The organism is Qipengyuania proteolytica (genome assembly GCF_019711565.1).
Classification (GTDB): Bacteria; Pseudomonadota; Alphaproteobacteria; order Sphingomonadales; family Sphingomonadaceae; genus Qipengyuania; species Qipengyuania proteolytica.
Map to the genome: position 1 here is coordinate 1,812,723 of NZ_JAIGNN010000001.1, position 13,812 is coordinate 1,826,534.

11 protein-coding genes and 2 tRNA genes are annotated in these 13,812 nt (G+C 65.2%); 3 read left to right on the forward strand and 10 right to left on the reverse strand.

The genetic code is table 11. The annotated features are described in order from the left end of the window. Positions 1 to 3: 3 nt before the first annotated feature. The 3 genes from K3172_RS08780 to K3172_RS08790 are packed head-to-tail and all read left to right on the forward strand — an operon-like array spanning position 4 to position 4,884. Complete coding sequence (locus K3172_RS08780) at positions 4 to 3,504, forward strand: error-prone DNA polymerase (protein ID WP_221588854.1); 3,501 nt, start codon at positions 4 to 6, stop codon at positions 3,502 to 3,504. A gap of 22 nt (positions 3,505 to 3,526) precedes the next feature. After that, complete coding sequence (locus K3172_RS08785) at positions 3,527 to 4,162, forward strand: LysE family translocator (protein WP_221588856.1); 636 nt, start codon at positions 3,527 to 3,529, stop codon at positions 4,160 to 4,162. Continuing rightward, positions 4,159 to 4,884 (forward strand): extensin-like domain-containing protein, encoded by a 726-nt coding sequence (locus K3172_RS08790; RefSeq protein ID WP_221588857.1) that lies wholly within the window; start codon positions 4,159 to 4,161, stop codon positions 4,882 to 4,884. Before K3172_RS08785 ends, K3172_RS08790 begins: the two co-directional genes overlap by 4 nt. Position 4,885: 1 nt before the next feature. Here the strand turns inward: K3172_RS08790 and phoB are convergent, their stop codons facing one another. The 10 genes from phoB to K3172_RS08840 form a co-directional block, all read right to left on the reverse strand. Next, positions 4,886 to 5,572, reverse strand: a complete 687-nt coding sequence (gene phoB, locus K3172_RS08795) for a phosphate regulon transcriptional regulator PhoB (protein WP_221589159.1) — start codon at positions 5,570 to 5,572, stop codon at positions 4,886 to 4,888. Positions 5,573 to 5,639: 67 nt separating this feature from the next. Continuing rightward, positions 5,640 to 6,311, reverse strand: coding sequence for a phosphate signaling complex protein PhoU (gene phoU / locus K3172_RS08800; protein ID WP_221588859.1), 672 nt, complete (start codon positions 6,309 to 6,311; stop codon positions 5,640 to 5,642). Continuing rightward, positions 6,311 to 7,102, reverse strand: coding sequence for a phosphate ABC transporter ATP-binding protein PstB (gene pstB, locus K3172_RS08805; protein ID WP_221588861.1), 792 nt, complete (start codon positions 7,100 to 7,102; stop codon positions 6,311 to 6,313). The genes phoU and pstB overlap by 1 nt, the downstream gene beginning before the upstream one ends. Then, positions 7,096 to 8,358 (reverse strand): phosphate ABC transporter permease PstA, encoded by a 1,263-nt coding sequence (gene pstA / locus K3172_RS08810; RefSeq protein ID WP_221588863.1) that lies wholly within the window; start codon positions 8,356 to 8,358, stop codon positions 7,096 to 7,098. Before pstA ends, pstB begins: the two co-directional genes overlap by 7 nt. Beyond that, positions 8,351 to 9,736: a phosphate ABC transporter permease subunit PstC gene (gene pstC / locus K3172_RS08815; RefSeq protein ID WP_221588865.1), complete on the reverse strand. Its 1,386-nt coding sequence runs from the start codon at positions 9,734 to 9,736 to the stop codon at positions 8,351 to 8,353. The genes pstA and pstC overlap by 8 nt, the downstream gene beginning before the upstream one ends. 16 nt (positions 9,737 to 9,752) lie before the next feature. Continuing rightward, entirely contained in the window at positions 9,753 to 10,799 is a 1,047-nt protein-coding gene (locus K3172_RS08820; protein WP_221588868.1) for a substrate-binding domain-containing protein, read from the reverse strand. Between the two features lie 79 nt (positions 10,800 to 10,878). Beyond that, positions 10,879 to 12,228 carry an OprO/OprP family phosphate-selective porin gene (locus tag K3172_RS08825; protein ID WP_221588870.1) on the reverse strand — a complete coding sequence of 450 codons (1,350 nt, stop codon included), beginning with the start codon at positions 12,226 to 12,228 and terminating at the stop codon, positions 10,879 to 10,881. A gap of 128 nt (positions 12,229 to 12,356) precedes the next feature. Next, positions 12,357 to 13,538 (reverse strand): sensor histidine kinase, encoded by a 1,182-nt coding sequence (locus K3172_RS08830; protein ID WP_221588872.1) that lies wholly within the window; start codon positions 13,536 to 13,538, stop codon positions 12,357 to 12,359. Positions 13,539 to 13,611: 73 nt separating this feature from the next. Next, a tRNA-Glu gene (locus tag K3172_RS08835) sits at positions 13,612 to 13,687 on the reverse strand. Positions 13,688 to 13,736: 49 nt separating this feature from the next. Next, a tRNA-Glu gene (locus tag K3172_RS08840) sits at positions 13,737 to 13,812 on the reverse strand.

Genomic DNA, 13,812 nt, shown 5'->3' on the forward strand with positions numbered 1-13,812 from the left:
CCCGTGCCGGAGAACGACCACCAGATACCCAAGCGCAGGATCGAGCTCGATCCCGACAGCATAGGCGCGCCGCCGCGCGCACCCTTCGTCGAACTCGGCATCGTTTCCTGCTTCAGCTTCCTGCGCGGGGCATCGGATGCGGTCGACCTCGCCCTGCGCGCGCGCGAACTCGGCTACGATGCCATCGGGATCGCCGACGCCAATACGATGGCGGGCGTGGTGCGCATCCACAGTGAGGCAAAAACGCTGAAAATGCGGCCGGTTATCGGTTGCAGGATAGAAACCGTCGAGGGTCTGGCCTTCCTTGCCTATCCGAAAGACCGCGCCGCCTATGGCCGACTGTGCCGCCTGATCTCGGCCGGGCGGACGGCAACGCTGGAGGGCGCATGGCAGGCCAAGGGCGAGTGCCACATCTCGCTCACCATGCTGGCCGCGCATGGCGAGGATGTGCAGCTGATCCTCGTGCCGCCGGCGGATCTCGACCAGCGTTTCGCCATCGCCGTGCCGACCAATGTCGTGCCGCTCCGCCAGGACGGTGACGGCGACGAGAGCGGGCAGATGGAGATCGAAGGGTCGCTTGCGGACCTCCTTCCCCATCTGGTGCGACTGCTGCCGGGCCTGCGCCACATCGCGGCAAGCTATCTCTACACCGCGAACGATATCGCCCGCATCGAAACGCTCGATCATCACGCGGAACTGCACGGCCTGTGCATCCTCGCTACAAACGACGTGCACTACGCTACACCCGACAGGCGCCCCCTGCAGGACGTGATGACCGCGATCCGGCACAAGACTACCGTCGCGCGGGCCGGGCATCTCCTGTTCGGCAATGCCGAGCGGCATCTCAAATCCCCGGGCGCGATGGCGCGTATGTTCGCCCGCTGGCCGCACGCCATTGCCGCCGCGCGCGCGGTCGCCGATACCTGCCGCTTCAGCCTCGACGAACTGCGCTACGAATACCCGCGCGAGATCTATCCCGAGGGGCTGACGCCGCAGCGCTATCTCGAGCAGCAGGTGTGGAAGGGGGCGAAGAAAGATCGCTTTCCCAAGGGTTTGCCGCCGAAAGTGAAGAAGACCCTCAAGCGCGAACTCAGGCTGATCGGCGAACTCGACCTGGCGCGCTATTTCCTGACCATCAAGGACATCGTCGACTTCGCGCGGGGCGAGGGGATCCTGTGCCAGGGTCGCGGTTCCGCAGCCAATTCGGCCGTGTGCTATTGCCTCGGCATCACCTCGGTCGACCCGGCAAAGCACCAGCTGTTGTTCGACCGTTTCATTTCTAAGGAGCGCCGCGAGCCGCCCGATATCGACGTCGATTTCGAGCACGAACGGCGCGAGGAGGTGATCCAGCATATCTACCGGCATTATGGCCGCCAGCGTGCAGGCCTGTGCGCCACGGTGATCCACTATCGCCCGCGCATGGCCATCCGCGAGGTCGGCAAGGCGATGGGCCTGTCCGAGGATGTGACCGCCGTGCTCGCGCGCACCGTCTGGGGCGGGTGGGGCCAGACCATCGACGAAACCCATGTCGAGAACGAGACCGGGCTCGATCTCGGCGATCCGCATTTGCGCCGTGTGCTCAAGCTGACCGAGCAGATGATCGGCATGCCGCGCCATCTCAGCCAGCATGTCGGCGGCTTCATCCTCACCGATGGCCCGCTGACCGAGATGGTCCCGATCGGCAATGGTGCGATGCCCGACCGCAGCTTCATCGAGTGGGACAAGGACGACATCGACGATCTCGGCATCCTCAAGGTCGACGTACTCGCGCTCGGGATGTTAACTTGCATCCGCAAGGGTCTGAAACTGCTGCAAGATCATCATGATGAGCGATACGAGCTCGCCACCGTGCCGCGCGAGGATCCGGCGGTCTACGACATGCTGTGCAAGGGCGACTCGCTCGGCGTGTTTCAGGTCGAGAGCCGGGCGCAGATGAACATGCTGCCTCGCCTGCGCCCGCGCGAGTTCTACGACCTCGTGGTGCAGGTCGCCATCGTGCGGCCGGGCCCGATCCAGGGCGACATGGTTCATCCTTATCTCAAGCAGCGCCGCCTGGCGCGCGCGGGCAAGACCGACTTCCACCTGCCTTCGCCGTCGCCCGAGCATGGCCCGCCCGACGAGCTCTCCTCGATCCTGAAGCGCACCTATGGCGTGCCGATCTTTCAGGAGCAGGCGATGAAGATCGCGCTCGACGCGGCGAAATTCTCGGCGGTGGAGGCGAACCGGTTGCGCAAGGCCATGGCCACCTTCCGCAGCCGGGGCATGGTCAACGAACATCAGGACATGATGGTCGGCCGGATGATCGCGCGCGGCTACGATCCCGAATTCGCGGAGCGGTGCTTCAACCAGATCAAGGGTTTCGGCGAATACGGCTTTCCCGAAAGCCACGCCGCCAGCTTCGCCCATCTCGTCTATGTGTCGAGCTGGATGAAGTGCCACTATCCGGCGGCCTTCGCCTGCGCGCTGCTCAATTCGCAGCCCATGGGGTTCTACGCTCCGGCGCAGATCGTGCGCGATGCGCGCGAGCATGACGTCACGGTGCTGCCCGCCGACGTCAATCTGTCCGGGTGGGACTGCACGCTGGAGGCGCATGACGGCACGATGGCCTTGCGGCTCGGCCTGCGGCAGGTCGACGGCTTGCCGGAAGCCGTGGCGGCACGGCTGATCGGTGAGCGCGAGGAGCGCGGGCATTATGCCGACGTCACGGCGCTGCGGGATCGTGCCCGCATCGGTCCGGCGCATGTCGAGCGGCTCGCCAGCGCCGACTGTTTCGGCTCGATGGCGCTGTCGCGACGTCAGGCCCTGTGGGATGCGCGCAGCCTGGTCGCCGCGCCCGACCTGCCGCTGTTCGCCGCCGCTACGGCACGCGAGGAGGGCGCCGAGACGTCACGCACGCGGCTGCCGGTGATGCCGCTGAGCGAGGAAGTCGTGGCGGATTACCAGACCATGCGGCTCAGCCTGAAGGCGCATCCGATGGCTTTCCTGCGCGACGGGCTGGACCGGCGCGGCTTCCTGCGCGCTGCCGACCTGCGCAGCCGCAAGCATCGCTCGCTGGTCGAGGTCGCGGGCGTAGTGCTGATCCGCCAGCAACCGGGCAGCGCCAAGGGCGTGTGCTTCATCACGCTGGAAGACGAGACCGGCGTGGTGAACCTCGTCGTCTGGCCCGATCTCAAGGCGCGCCAGCGCAAGGTGGTGATGGGCGCGCGGCTGATGGAGGTGCGCGGGCGGGTGGAGTATGACGACGAGGTCGTGCACGTGATCGCGCAGCACCTGACCGATGCGACGCAGGACCTCCACCGCCTGTCCGACGAGCTGCTCAAGGCCCCGATCGCGCGGGCGGACCATGTGAACAGCCCGCTGCCCTCGCACCGCAAGCCCGGGTGGGAGAACCCGCCGTCCGACGACGACTGGCAGGAACCGCCGCCGGGCAACCGCGAATGTGGCTGGCATGCAGGCCACCCGCGCGACGTCCGCATCATCCCGAAATCGCGCGACTTCCACTGAGCCACTCGCTAGGGCGCGCGCCATGATCGACCCGGAGAAACTCGCCGCCTTCATGCTGGTCACCGCGACCACCAGCGTGGTGCCGGGCCCGTCGATGGTGTTCGTGATGGGGCAGGCGATCTGGCGCGGCACGCGCGCGGGCTGGGCAGCGCTTCTGGGCATGCAGATCGGCTATTTCGTCTGGTGGCTGTTCGCGGCACTCGGCCTCGGCACGCTCGCCAAGGCCTATCCATTGGCGTTCCGCATACTGGCGATTGCCGGCGTGGCCTATCTCGCGTGGATGGGCGTCAAGGCGATCCGGCACTCGTTTCATACCAACGAGGGGCAGGTTTCGCCCGGGCGCGAGCCGTCGAGCCACGCCTTTCGCGACGGCATTCTCGTCGCGATCGGCAACCCCAAGTCGCTGATCTACATGGTCGCGCTGATCCCGCCCTTCGTCGATCCGGCGCGCCCGATAGGATGGCAGATCGTGGTGCTGGCGCTGGTGGCGCTGGTGCTCGATGTCATCGTCGGCGCAGCCTACATCTTCGCCGGCAGACGGCTCGCGAGCGTGATGGAACGCGCGGCGACGCGGCGCTGGATCGACCGGGGCATCGGGATACTTTTCCTCGCCATCGCGGTTCTGATCCTGATGGACCTGCTCGGCACGCAGCTATGAGAACGCGCATTTCGCGGCGTATCGGCAGGTTCACCTGGGATCGGCGGATCGTGATCCTGCTCGTTCTGGCAGGGCTGCTGCTGGCCGGGCGAAGCTGGTTGCAGGAGCACCCCGGGCACAATCCGTGGGCCCCGCTCGACCTGCGCGATCCGCCCGGTTGGGCCACCGAAGCGAAGCTGCTGGCGCTGCGTAGCGATACGCAGCTGTGCCGCGCGACGCTGGCGCGCAGTCGCATTGCGTTCGAGGCGCTGGAACCGGTCGGCGAAGGCGCGTGCCTGCGGGCCGACCGGACGCGCCTTGCGAACCTCCCGCTCAGTCCCGACACGCCGGCGACAACCTGCCCCGCTGCTGTCGCAACCTATCTGTGGGAGCGTGACGTCCTCGAACCCGCAGCGCAGGAAATCTTCGGAACCCGCATCGCGAGCGTCCAGCACCTCGGCGCTTATTCCTGCCGTCGCCTCTACGGTCGGGACGAGGGCCCGTGGAGCGAACATGCGACGGCCAATGCCATCGATATCGCCGGTTTCACCTTGTTCGACGGCACCCGGATCAGCGTGTTACGCGACTGGGACGGGGAGGATGACGAGGCCCGCTTCCTGCGCATGGTCCGGGACGGTGCCTGCGACAGCTTCGCCACCGTCCTCAGCCCTGACTACAACGCCGCCCACGCCGATCACCTGCACCTCGACATGAGCGAGCGGTGGCGCAGCGTGTGTCGCTAGGTCAGGCCTCGAGCGAGTAGCCAGCGCTGCGGACGGTGCGGACGGGGTCCTTCGCGCCTTCGATCTCGATCGCCTTGCGCAGGCGGCGGATGTGGACGTCGACCGTGCGCAGTTCGATATCGCTTTCGGTGCCCCAGACGCCGTCGAGCAGCTGCCCGCGGCTGAACACGCGGCCCGGGCTTTCCATGAAGAACTTGAGCAGGCGGTATTCGGTCGGGCCGAGCTGGAGGACCTTGCCGCGGCGCGTCACCTTGTGCGCGACCGGGTCGAGCGAGATGTCGCCCACTTCTATCGTTTCGCCGGCAAGCGCAGGTCGGATGCGACGCATCACGGCGGCGACGCGCGCCAGCAATTCGCGCGGGCTGAACGGTTTCGTGAGGTAGTCGTCGGCACCCGTCTCGAGGCCGCGCACGCGGTCGTCCTCGGCCTCGCGCGCGGTCAGCATGATGATGGGCACATGCGCGGTGGCCTTGTCGCGGCGCAGGCGGCGACAGACTTCGATCCCGCTCGTGCCTTCGATCATCCAGTCGAGAATGACGAGATCGGGCGCGTCTTCGGAGGCCATCACCAGCGCTTCGTCGCCGTCCGCAGTGGTGCGGACGTTATAACCTTCGTTGCTGAATCTGTATTCGAGCAGCTCGGAGAGGGCTGGATCGTCCTCGACGAGCAGGAGCTTGGCGGCGTTCAAATCCTTGCCTTCCCGCGATGATTTCGTGTCGGGCACGGCTTTATGACCCTCGCGCTACAGAATTATGTCAATCGTCCTCGTCGGGCGGATAGGTGCCAACCGCGGCGAAATGGACCATCTCCGCGACATTGGTCGCATGGTCGCCGATCCGTTCGAGGTTGCGCGCCACGAACAGCAGCTGTGCAGCACTCGAAATGGTCGAAGGATTTTCGACCATGTGGCTGACGAGATTACGGAAAATCGAGTTGTAGAAGGCGTCGACCTTCTCGTCCGCAGCGATAACTTCGCGCGCCAGCTCGGCATCGCGCGCGGCGTAGGCGGTCAGCACGTCGTGCACCATTTCGCTCGCCACTTCGGCCATGGCGGGGAGCAGGGTCAGCGGTTCGAACTTCTTCCGGTTCGGGCCGATTTCCTTGGAGGCCTTGGCGATGTTCTTCGAATAGTCGCCGATCCGCTCGACCACACCGGCGATCTTGAGGGCGGCGATGACTTCGCGCAAATCGTCCGCCATCGGGGCGCGCAGCGCGATGATCCGCACGGCCAGCTTGTCGACCTCGCTTTCGAGCGAATCGATCTTCTTGTCACCCTTGACGACCTTGTCCGACAGCGTGTCGTCGCCCTTGACCAGCGCCTCGATCGCTTCCTGGATGGCCGCTTCGGCAAGCCCGCCCATTTCCGCGATCAGGCCGCGCAGCCGGGTGATGTCCTCGTCGAAGGCCTTGACGGTATGTTCCTGCATCAGCCGTAGCGTCCCGTGATGTAATCCTGCGTCCGCTGTTCGAGCGGATTGGTGAATATGTCAGATGTGCGGCCATATTCCACCATCTTCCCGAGGTGGAAGAAAGCGGTCCGCTGGCTGACGCGCGCGGCCTGCTGCATCGAATGGGTCACGATGACGATGGCGTAGCGGCCGTTGAGTTCCGCGATCAGTTCCTCGATCTTCGCCGTGGCGATCGGATCGAGCGCCGAACAGGGCTCGTCCATCAGGATCACCTCCGGATCGACCGCGATGGCGCGGGCAATGCACAGACGCTGCTGCTGGCCGCCCGAGAGCGCAGTGCCGCTGTCCTGCAGGCGGTCCTTCACCTCTTCCCACAAGCCCGCGCGCTTCAGCGAGCGTTCGACAATGGCGTCGAGTTCGTCCTTGCCTTCGGCGAGGCCGTGGATCTTCGGACCGTAGGCGATGTTGTCGTAGATCGACTTAGGGAAGGGGTTCGGCTTCTGGAACACCATGCCGACCCGCGCGCGCAATTGCACGACATCCATCTTGGAGCGGTAGATATCGTCGCCGTCGAGCGTGATCTCGCCTTCGACGCGGGCCGAAGGGATCGTGTCGTTCATGCGGTTGAGCGTGCGCAGGAAGGTCGACTTGCCGCAGCCGGACGGGCCGATGAAGGCGGTGACGTATTTGGTCGGGATGTCGATCGAGACTTCGTCGATCGCCTTCTTGTCGCCGTAGAAGACGGAGACGTCCCGCGCGCTCATCTTGGCGTCCGTCACTTCAAGGTTTTCGTGGACTACGGTCACCATGTCTTCTCGAATTTGTTGCGCAGGTAGATTGCGAGGCCGTTCATCAGCAGAAGGAACAGCAATAGCACGATGATCGCCGCGCTGGTGCGTTCCACGAAACCGCGATCGATTTCGTCCGACCACAGGAAAATCTGCATCGGCAGGACGGTGGCGGGCGAGGTGAAGCCGTCGGGCGGCGTGGCCACGAAAGCGCGCATCCCGATCATCAGCAGCGGAGCGGTTTCGCCAAGCGCGCGGGCCATGCCGATGATCGTGCCGGTGAGGATACCGGGCAGGGCGAGGGGCAGGACATGGTGGAACACCACCTGCACCGGCGAGGCCCCGATGGCGAGCGCACCATCGCGAATGCTCGGCGGCACCGCCTTGATGGCGTTGCGCCCGGCAATGACGATGACCGGCATGGTCATCAGCGCGAGGGTCATGCCGCCGATGACGGGCGCCGAGCGCAGGTTCGGGAACAGCGTCAGGAAGACGGCAAGGCCGAGCAGGCCGAAGATGATCGAGGGGACCGCGGCAAGGTTGTTGATCGACAGCTCGATCAGTTCGGTCCAGCGGTTCTTGGGCGCATATTCCTCGAGATAGAGCGCCGCGAGCACGCCGATCGGGAAGGCGAGCAGCAGCGTGACGATCATCGTCAGCATCGAGCCCTTGAGCGCGCCCCAGATACCCACCTGCTGCGGATTGGTCGCATCGGCACGGGTCAGGAAGCCGGGATCGAAGTTCTTGCCGATCTTGCCTTCGGCATCGAGCCGCTGCGCCAGCGCCCGCATGTCGGGCGAGCCTTCGCCCTGGTAGCCCGAGGCGAGATCGGCCGAGGCGGGCAAGGAGAAAGTCGCCTGTTCGCGTAGGATCGAAGGATCGGCGACGATGGCAGCGGCGACATCGCGCCACGCCTGCCTGCCGAGTTCGGCCGCCGCCTCTTCACCGAGCGCTTGCTGCGCGAAATAGTCGACCACATCGGGCAGGCCCTGCGCTTCGAGGTTCTGCACCGCATTCGGTTGGCTCATGGTCGCAGGATCGGCCGCGATGCCGGCCTCGGCAAAGTCAATCGGCACGTCGAGTTCGACGCGCTGGAAGCCGCCGATCCCGTTGATCGTCATGGTGCCGAGCAGGAACACCAGCACGGCAACGGAGAACAGGATGGCGCCAAGGCCGATCGCCTTGAAACGGCGTTCTGCCGCATAGCGCTGCTTGAGCCGCGCCTCGAAGGCAGCGCTACGCGTGGGCGCGCCGAGGGGAGCGTCGAGATCAGTCATACGCTTCGCGATACCGTTTGACGACGCGCAGGGCGACAAAGTTGAGGCCGAGCGTGACCATGAAGAGCACGAAGCCGAGCGCGAAGGCGCTCAGCGTCGCCGGATGGTCGAAACTGCCTTCGCCGGTGAGCATGGCGACGATCTGGACGGTGACGGTGGTCATTGCCTCCAGCGGGTTGCCGGTGAGGTTGGCCGCGGTCGACGCGGCCATGACCACGATCATGGTTTCGCCGATCGCGCGGCTGACCGCGAGCATGATCCCGGCGACGATGCCGGGCAAGGCGGCAGGGACGAGCACGCGGCGAATGGTCTCGCTGGTGGTGGCGCCCATGGCAAGGCTGCCGTCGCGCATGGCCTGCGGCACGGCGGCAATGCTGTCGTCGGCCATCGAGCTGACGAAGGGGATGATCATCACGCCCATGACAAGGCCGGCCGCGAGTGCGCTTTCGCTCGAGGGGTTGGACATGCCGAGCGCAAGGGCGATGTCTCTGATGGCGGGCGCGATGGTGAGCGCGGCGAAATAGCCGTAAACGACGGTCGGGACGCCGGCGAGGATTTCCAGTGCGGGTTTCACCCAGGCCCTGACCCTGGGATCGGCATATTGGGTAAGGTAGATCGCGCTCATCAGGCCGAGCGGGATCGCCACGATCATGGCGATGATGGCGCCGATGTAGATCGTGCCCCAGAACAGCGGGATCGCGCCGTAGCGGCTGCCATCGGGATTGTCGGGGTTGCTCATGGGGTCCGGGCCCCAATGGGTCCCGAACAGGAAGTCGACCGGCGAGACCATGCCGAAGAAGCGGACGGTCTCGAAGATCAGGCTGACGAGGATGCCGATCGTCGTCAGGATCGCGACCAGCGATGCGCCGAGCAGGATCGCCATGACGATCCGCTCCACCTTGGTACGCGCGGCGAAATCGGGCTTCAGGCGCAGGAAGGCCCAGGCTCCCGTCAGGAAGGCGATCAGCAGGGTGACCACGATTCCAATCGTATTGTAGCGCGACAGCGCATCGCGGAACGGTTCGACCAGTTCGCGCGCCTGCGGGTTGAAGACCGCCGGTGCCGCACCGGTTGCGACCGCACGCGCTTCGTTGAGGATCGTCTGCCGCTGGAAACCGAAAGCGGGAAGTTCGGCGGCGGCGGGATTTGCCAATACGGCCTGGTTGACGAGCCCGGGAGCGATCGCGCTCCACACCGCCACGAAGGCGAGGACGGGCAGCACGATCCAGAGCGCGACATACCACGCGTGGTAGGTCGGCAGGCTGGCGAGCCGCCCGTCGGAGCTTTCGCGCCGGAATGCCCAGGCGCGCGCGCGGGCCGCCAACCATCCGGCAAGCCCGAGGCCGAGGGCCAGGAGAAGCAGGATGGCTGGTGACATACGCTAGGATTTCGCCTTACTTCAGCTGCGAGCCGTCGAGCGTGGTGTACTCGGTAGCGGCTTTTGTGCTGGTCGCCATAACGTCCTCAGGCGATGCGACAAGCCCGATCTTGGCCAATTCCCCACCCTTCGACCACATCTTGGTCCACTGGGCGAGGTATTCCCTGAGGCCGGGGATGGCATCGAGGTGCGCCTTTTTGACGTAGACGTAGAGCGGACGGGCGCCCGGATATTCGAAGCTGGCAATGTTGTCATAGGTCGCTTCGACGCCGTTGATCGGCAGGTCCTGCAGCTTGTCCAGGTTTTCTTCGAGGTAGCTGAAACCGAAGACGCCGACGGCCTTCGGATTGCCTTCGATTTTCTGGACGATCAGGTTGTCCTGCTCGCCCTGGTCGACATAGGCGCCGTCGGAGCGCACTTCGGTGCACAGCTTCTGATACTCGTCCTCATTGCTGTCCTTGAGGGCCGCCATGTCCGCATTGGTCTTGCAGCCGGCTTCGAGGATCAGTTCCTTGAGCGCATCGCGCGTGCCCGAGGTGCTCGGCGGGCCGTAGACGAGGATCGGCTCGTTCGGCAGCGAGGGGTCGATATCCGACCAGGTCTTGGCGGTCTGCTCGCCGCCATAGGGGCTGGCGGCAAGTGCTTCGTAGACCTGCTTGGGGGTCAGGTTCATCATGATGCCGCCCTTGGCCGAGGCCAGCGCGATCCCGTCGAGGCCGACCTGGATTTCGATGATGTCGGTCACGCCGTTGGACTGGCAGTCGGCGAACTCGCTCGCCTTCATGCGGCGCGAGGCATTGGCCATGTCGGGCGTGTCGGCGCCGACGCCGGAGCAGAACAGCTTCATGCCGCCGCCGGTGCCGGTCGATTCGATGATCGGCGAGGTGAAGTCGGGGTTCGAGCGCACGAAGGCTTCCGAAACCGCCTTGGCGAACGGGAACACGGTCGACGAACCGACAGCACGGATCGAATCGCGCGAACCGGCGTCCGACGCACCGCCGCCGCAAGCGGCGAGGGCGGCAGCCGAAACGGCGGCGAAGATGAAGGATTTGGTCTTGGTCATGATAGATCCCTTGGGTTGGTAACTAGCGGCGCCTTTGCGCCTCAATATTACAGGGTTGCGACAACAGTCTGACCGCCGATCAGAAATCGACCTGCGCGCGCACGCCGAAGGCGTCGACCGTATAGGAGGTGTCGCCATCGGCGGTCGGGTACACGGCGTTGTCGTACTCGAGCATGCCGTAGTTCACGCCGAACAGGACGTAGGCGTTCGGCTTCCAGATCAGCGACGCGAGGTAGCCATTCTGGGTTCCGCCCAGCACGCCGGCATCGTTGAGGTCGAGATAGTCGTAGCGCAGGTTGAACTGCAACGAGCCCAGCCCGCCCTTGCCGAGCGGATTGGCGGGCTTGCTGCGATCGAACTTGCCGCCCTTGTAGCCGCGCGTGTCGCCGCCGGTGAGGAAAATGCCGGCTTCCGCGTAGCCGCCGAAGAAGGTCGGGTCTTCCATCGCGCCCGGCATGGTGACGGTCTGCCAGTAGCCCTCGGCTGCGGCGTGGAACGGGCCTGCGACGGCCGCGGCTTCGAGGCCGAGCCCGAATTCGCTATCGGCGTCGAGATTGCCGGTGTTGATGAAGCGCTCCGACGTGAAATGCACCAGCGGGCGCTGGCGATAGCGCACCGTCGCGCCGTCCTCGGCCAGGTCGTTATAGTGGATCGAGCCGCCGAAGTGCAGCTGGGTGTCGCCCATCTTCGGCATGAAGACGAGGCGCGCGTCGGCACCGCGATTGTTGGTCTCGGTGTCGGCGAAATTGTCGGTGAAGACACCGGCCTGCGCCAGCACCGCGCCCTTGTTGTAGGTGACCGAAGCCCCGATGCGGCGCTCGAAGCCGAAGGCATCGGTGAAAGCGGCGCGTTCGATGAAGGTCGTGTGCAGGCTGCTGGTCAGTTCTTCGAGCGACTGGAAGTTGTTCTGGTGACCGACGATCACTTCGATCGGGCCGTCGCTGTAGGACAGGTAGGCGTCTGCAGCTTCGACTTCGTTGCCCGCGAAATCGAGTTCGAACTTGTAGCCGAAGCCGCCCGGGATATCGCCCGACGCGCCGAGCCGCGCGCGGCGCACTTCGTTGCCGAACCCGTCGGAGCGACCGGTCGAGCCGGGCACGCTGGTGAAACCGGCGTCGAACATCAGGCGACCGCGCGGCTTGAAGCTCCAGCCGTCGCTCTTGGAGAGTTCTTCTGCCGGAGCGGGTTCGGGTTTGGCCTGCGCAGCTTCGGTCGCAGCGGCGATCGTCACGTCCTGCGCCTCGTTGGTCTGCTTGGCCGCAGCCAACTCGCCTTCGAGCTGGTCGATGCGGTCGTTCATGGCCTTGAGCTGGGCGCGCATGGCGGCGAGTTCGTCGGCAGAGACGGTGACGTCCTGCGCGAACACAGGGGTGGCCATGGTGCAGCTGAGCGCGGCCGCAGCCACGGAAAGGCGAATCATTCGGGTCATCGGGAATCCTTCGCAGGACGGTTACGGTCCGGCGACGCCCCTATGACCGGCAAATTACAGTTCTGTGACAGTTCGTGACCGGAGTGTGATTGTCTGTGGAAAAGCCACCAGGAAGACCCCTCGGGGCCTCATTCGGCGTCGCTATCCAGTGGCAGCGTGACGGTCACCCGCGTGCCTTCGCCCAGCGTGCTCTCGATATCGAGGCGGCCGCGATGCCGCTCCACGATGTGCTTCACGATCGCCAGTCCCAGGCCGGTGCCGCCCGACGCGCGGCTGCGGCCGGGATCGGTGCGATAGAAGCGGCGGGTCAGGTGCGGAATATGTTCGGCAGCGATGCCTTCACCGCGATCGGTCACGGTCAGGCGGACCCGGTTCTCGCCGCGCGGATGCAGGCGGACGGTCACCGGGGAATCCGCAATCCCGTATTTCATCGCATTGTCGACGAGGTTGCGCACGAGCTGTTCGAGCTGTTGCTTGTCACCGCGTACGAAGAATGGCCCAGCAGTCTCGAAGTCAAGACGTTCGGCCCGCTCGCTACCGGCACCATCGCGGGCCGCGCTCTGTACCAGACTGGAGAGCTCAATCTGGTCGGTCGGCAAATCGTGTTTCTCGGCTTCGATCCGCGACAGGGACATAAGATCGCTGACAAGGTCCTGCAGCCGCTTGCCTTCGCGCTGGATGGTGGAGAGGAACTTGTCGGCCATCTTGGGGTCGAGATCGTCCACATCCTCGCGCAGCGTCTCGACATAGCCGATGATCGACGCGAGCGGTGTGCGCAGCTCATGGCTCGCATTGGCGACGAAATCCGTGTGCGCCCGTGAGATATCGGCCTCGGCGGTCTTGTTGACGAACTCGATCACCGCGAGGTCGCCATCGAGCTTCTTGCGATTGACGCGCCAGATGTCACCGCGCCGTGCAAGTCCGCGCACGACTGCGCTACCGTCGGCCGAGCGGTCGAGCAGGCGCACGGCTTCGGGTTGCCTCAAGGCCATGCGCGCGTCCTGCCCGATCACGTGCGATCCGAGCAAGCCGCGCGCTGCGAGATTGGCGATGATCACGCGATCCCTGTCCGTTACCAGCACCGGGGCCTCCGAATGCTCGAACAGGTCGCCCATGGATTCGCGGCTGAAGCTTGCACCATTCGTCGGGGGTCGCTGGGGTGGGGGTTCGGCCCGCACGAGCCAAAGCGTCCCGATCCAGACCACGAACACCGCTAAAACCGACCATCCGTCGAGACCGAAGGAAAGCAGCGTCAGGCACGTCAGAAGGGCAATGACGAGGCCGGGCCAGGGGATGCGGGAAGCATTCATCGGCGGGGGGCTTAGCGGCGCATCGGCACGCATGCCAACCGCAATCGCGATCTTGTCACAGAGTGATTTGCGGTGGTGACCCCTACGGGACTCGAACCCGTGTTTCAGCCGTGAAAGGGCCGCGTCCTAGACCGCTAGACGAAGGGGCCATTCCGAACCGCGAGGGGCGCTTGCCCGCCGGAATAGAAAACGCCACCGTGGTGACCCCTACGGGACTCGAACCCGTGTTTCAGCCGTGAAAGGGCCGCGTCCTAGACCGCTAGACGAAGGGGCC

What these genes read in the sequence shown, in the direction of transcription:
- K3172_RS08830 (WP_221588872.1), bottom strand. Translation starts at nt 13,538, where the DNA reads ATGAATGCTTCCCGCATCCCCTGGCCCGGCCTCGTCATTGCCCTTCTG.
- K3172_RS08825 (WP_221588870.1), bottom strand. Translation starts at nt 12,228, where the DNA reads ATGACCCGAATGATTCGCCTTTCCGTGGCTGCGGCCGCGCTCAGCTGC.
- pstA (WP_221588863.1), bottom strand. Translation starts at nt 8,358, where the DNA reads ATGACTGATCTCGACGCTCCCCTCGGCGCGCCCACGCGTAGCGCTGCC.
- pstB (WP_221588861.1), bottom strand. Translation starts at nt 7,102, where the DNA reads ATGGTGACCGTAGTCCACGAAAACCTTGAAGTGACGGACGCCAAGATG.
- K3172_RS08820 (WP_221588868.1), bottom strand. Translation starts at nt 10,799, where the DNA reads ATGACCAAGACCAAATCCTTCATCTTCGCCGCCGTTTCGGCTGCCGCC.
- K3172_RS08785 (WP_221588856.1), top strand. Translation starts at nt 3,527, where the DNA reads ATGATCGACCCGGAGAAACTCGCCGCCTTCATGCTGGTCACCGCGACC.
- phoU (WP_221588859.1), bottom strand. Translation starts at nt 6,311, where the DNA reads ATGCAGGAACATACCGTCAAGGCCTTCGACGAGGACATCACCCGGCTG.
- pstC (WP_221588865.1), bottom strand. Translation starts at nt 9,736, where the DNA reads ATGTCACCAGCCATCCTGCTTCTCCTGGCCCTCGGCCTCGGGCTTGCC.
- K3172_RS08790 (WP_221588857.1), top strand. Translation starts at nt 4,159, where the DNA reads ATGAGAACGCGCATTTCGCGGCGTATCGGCAGGTTCACCTGGGATCGG.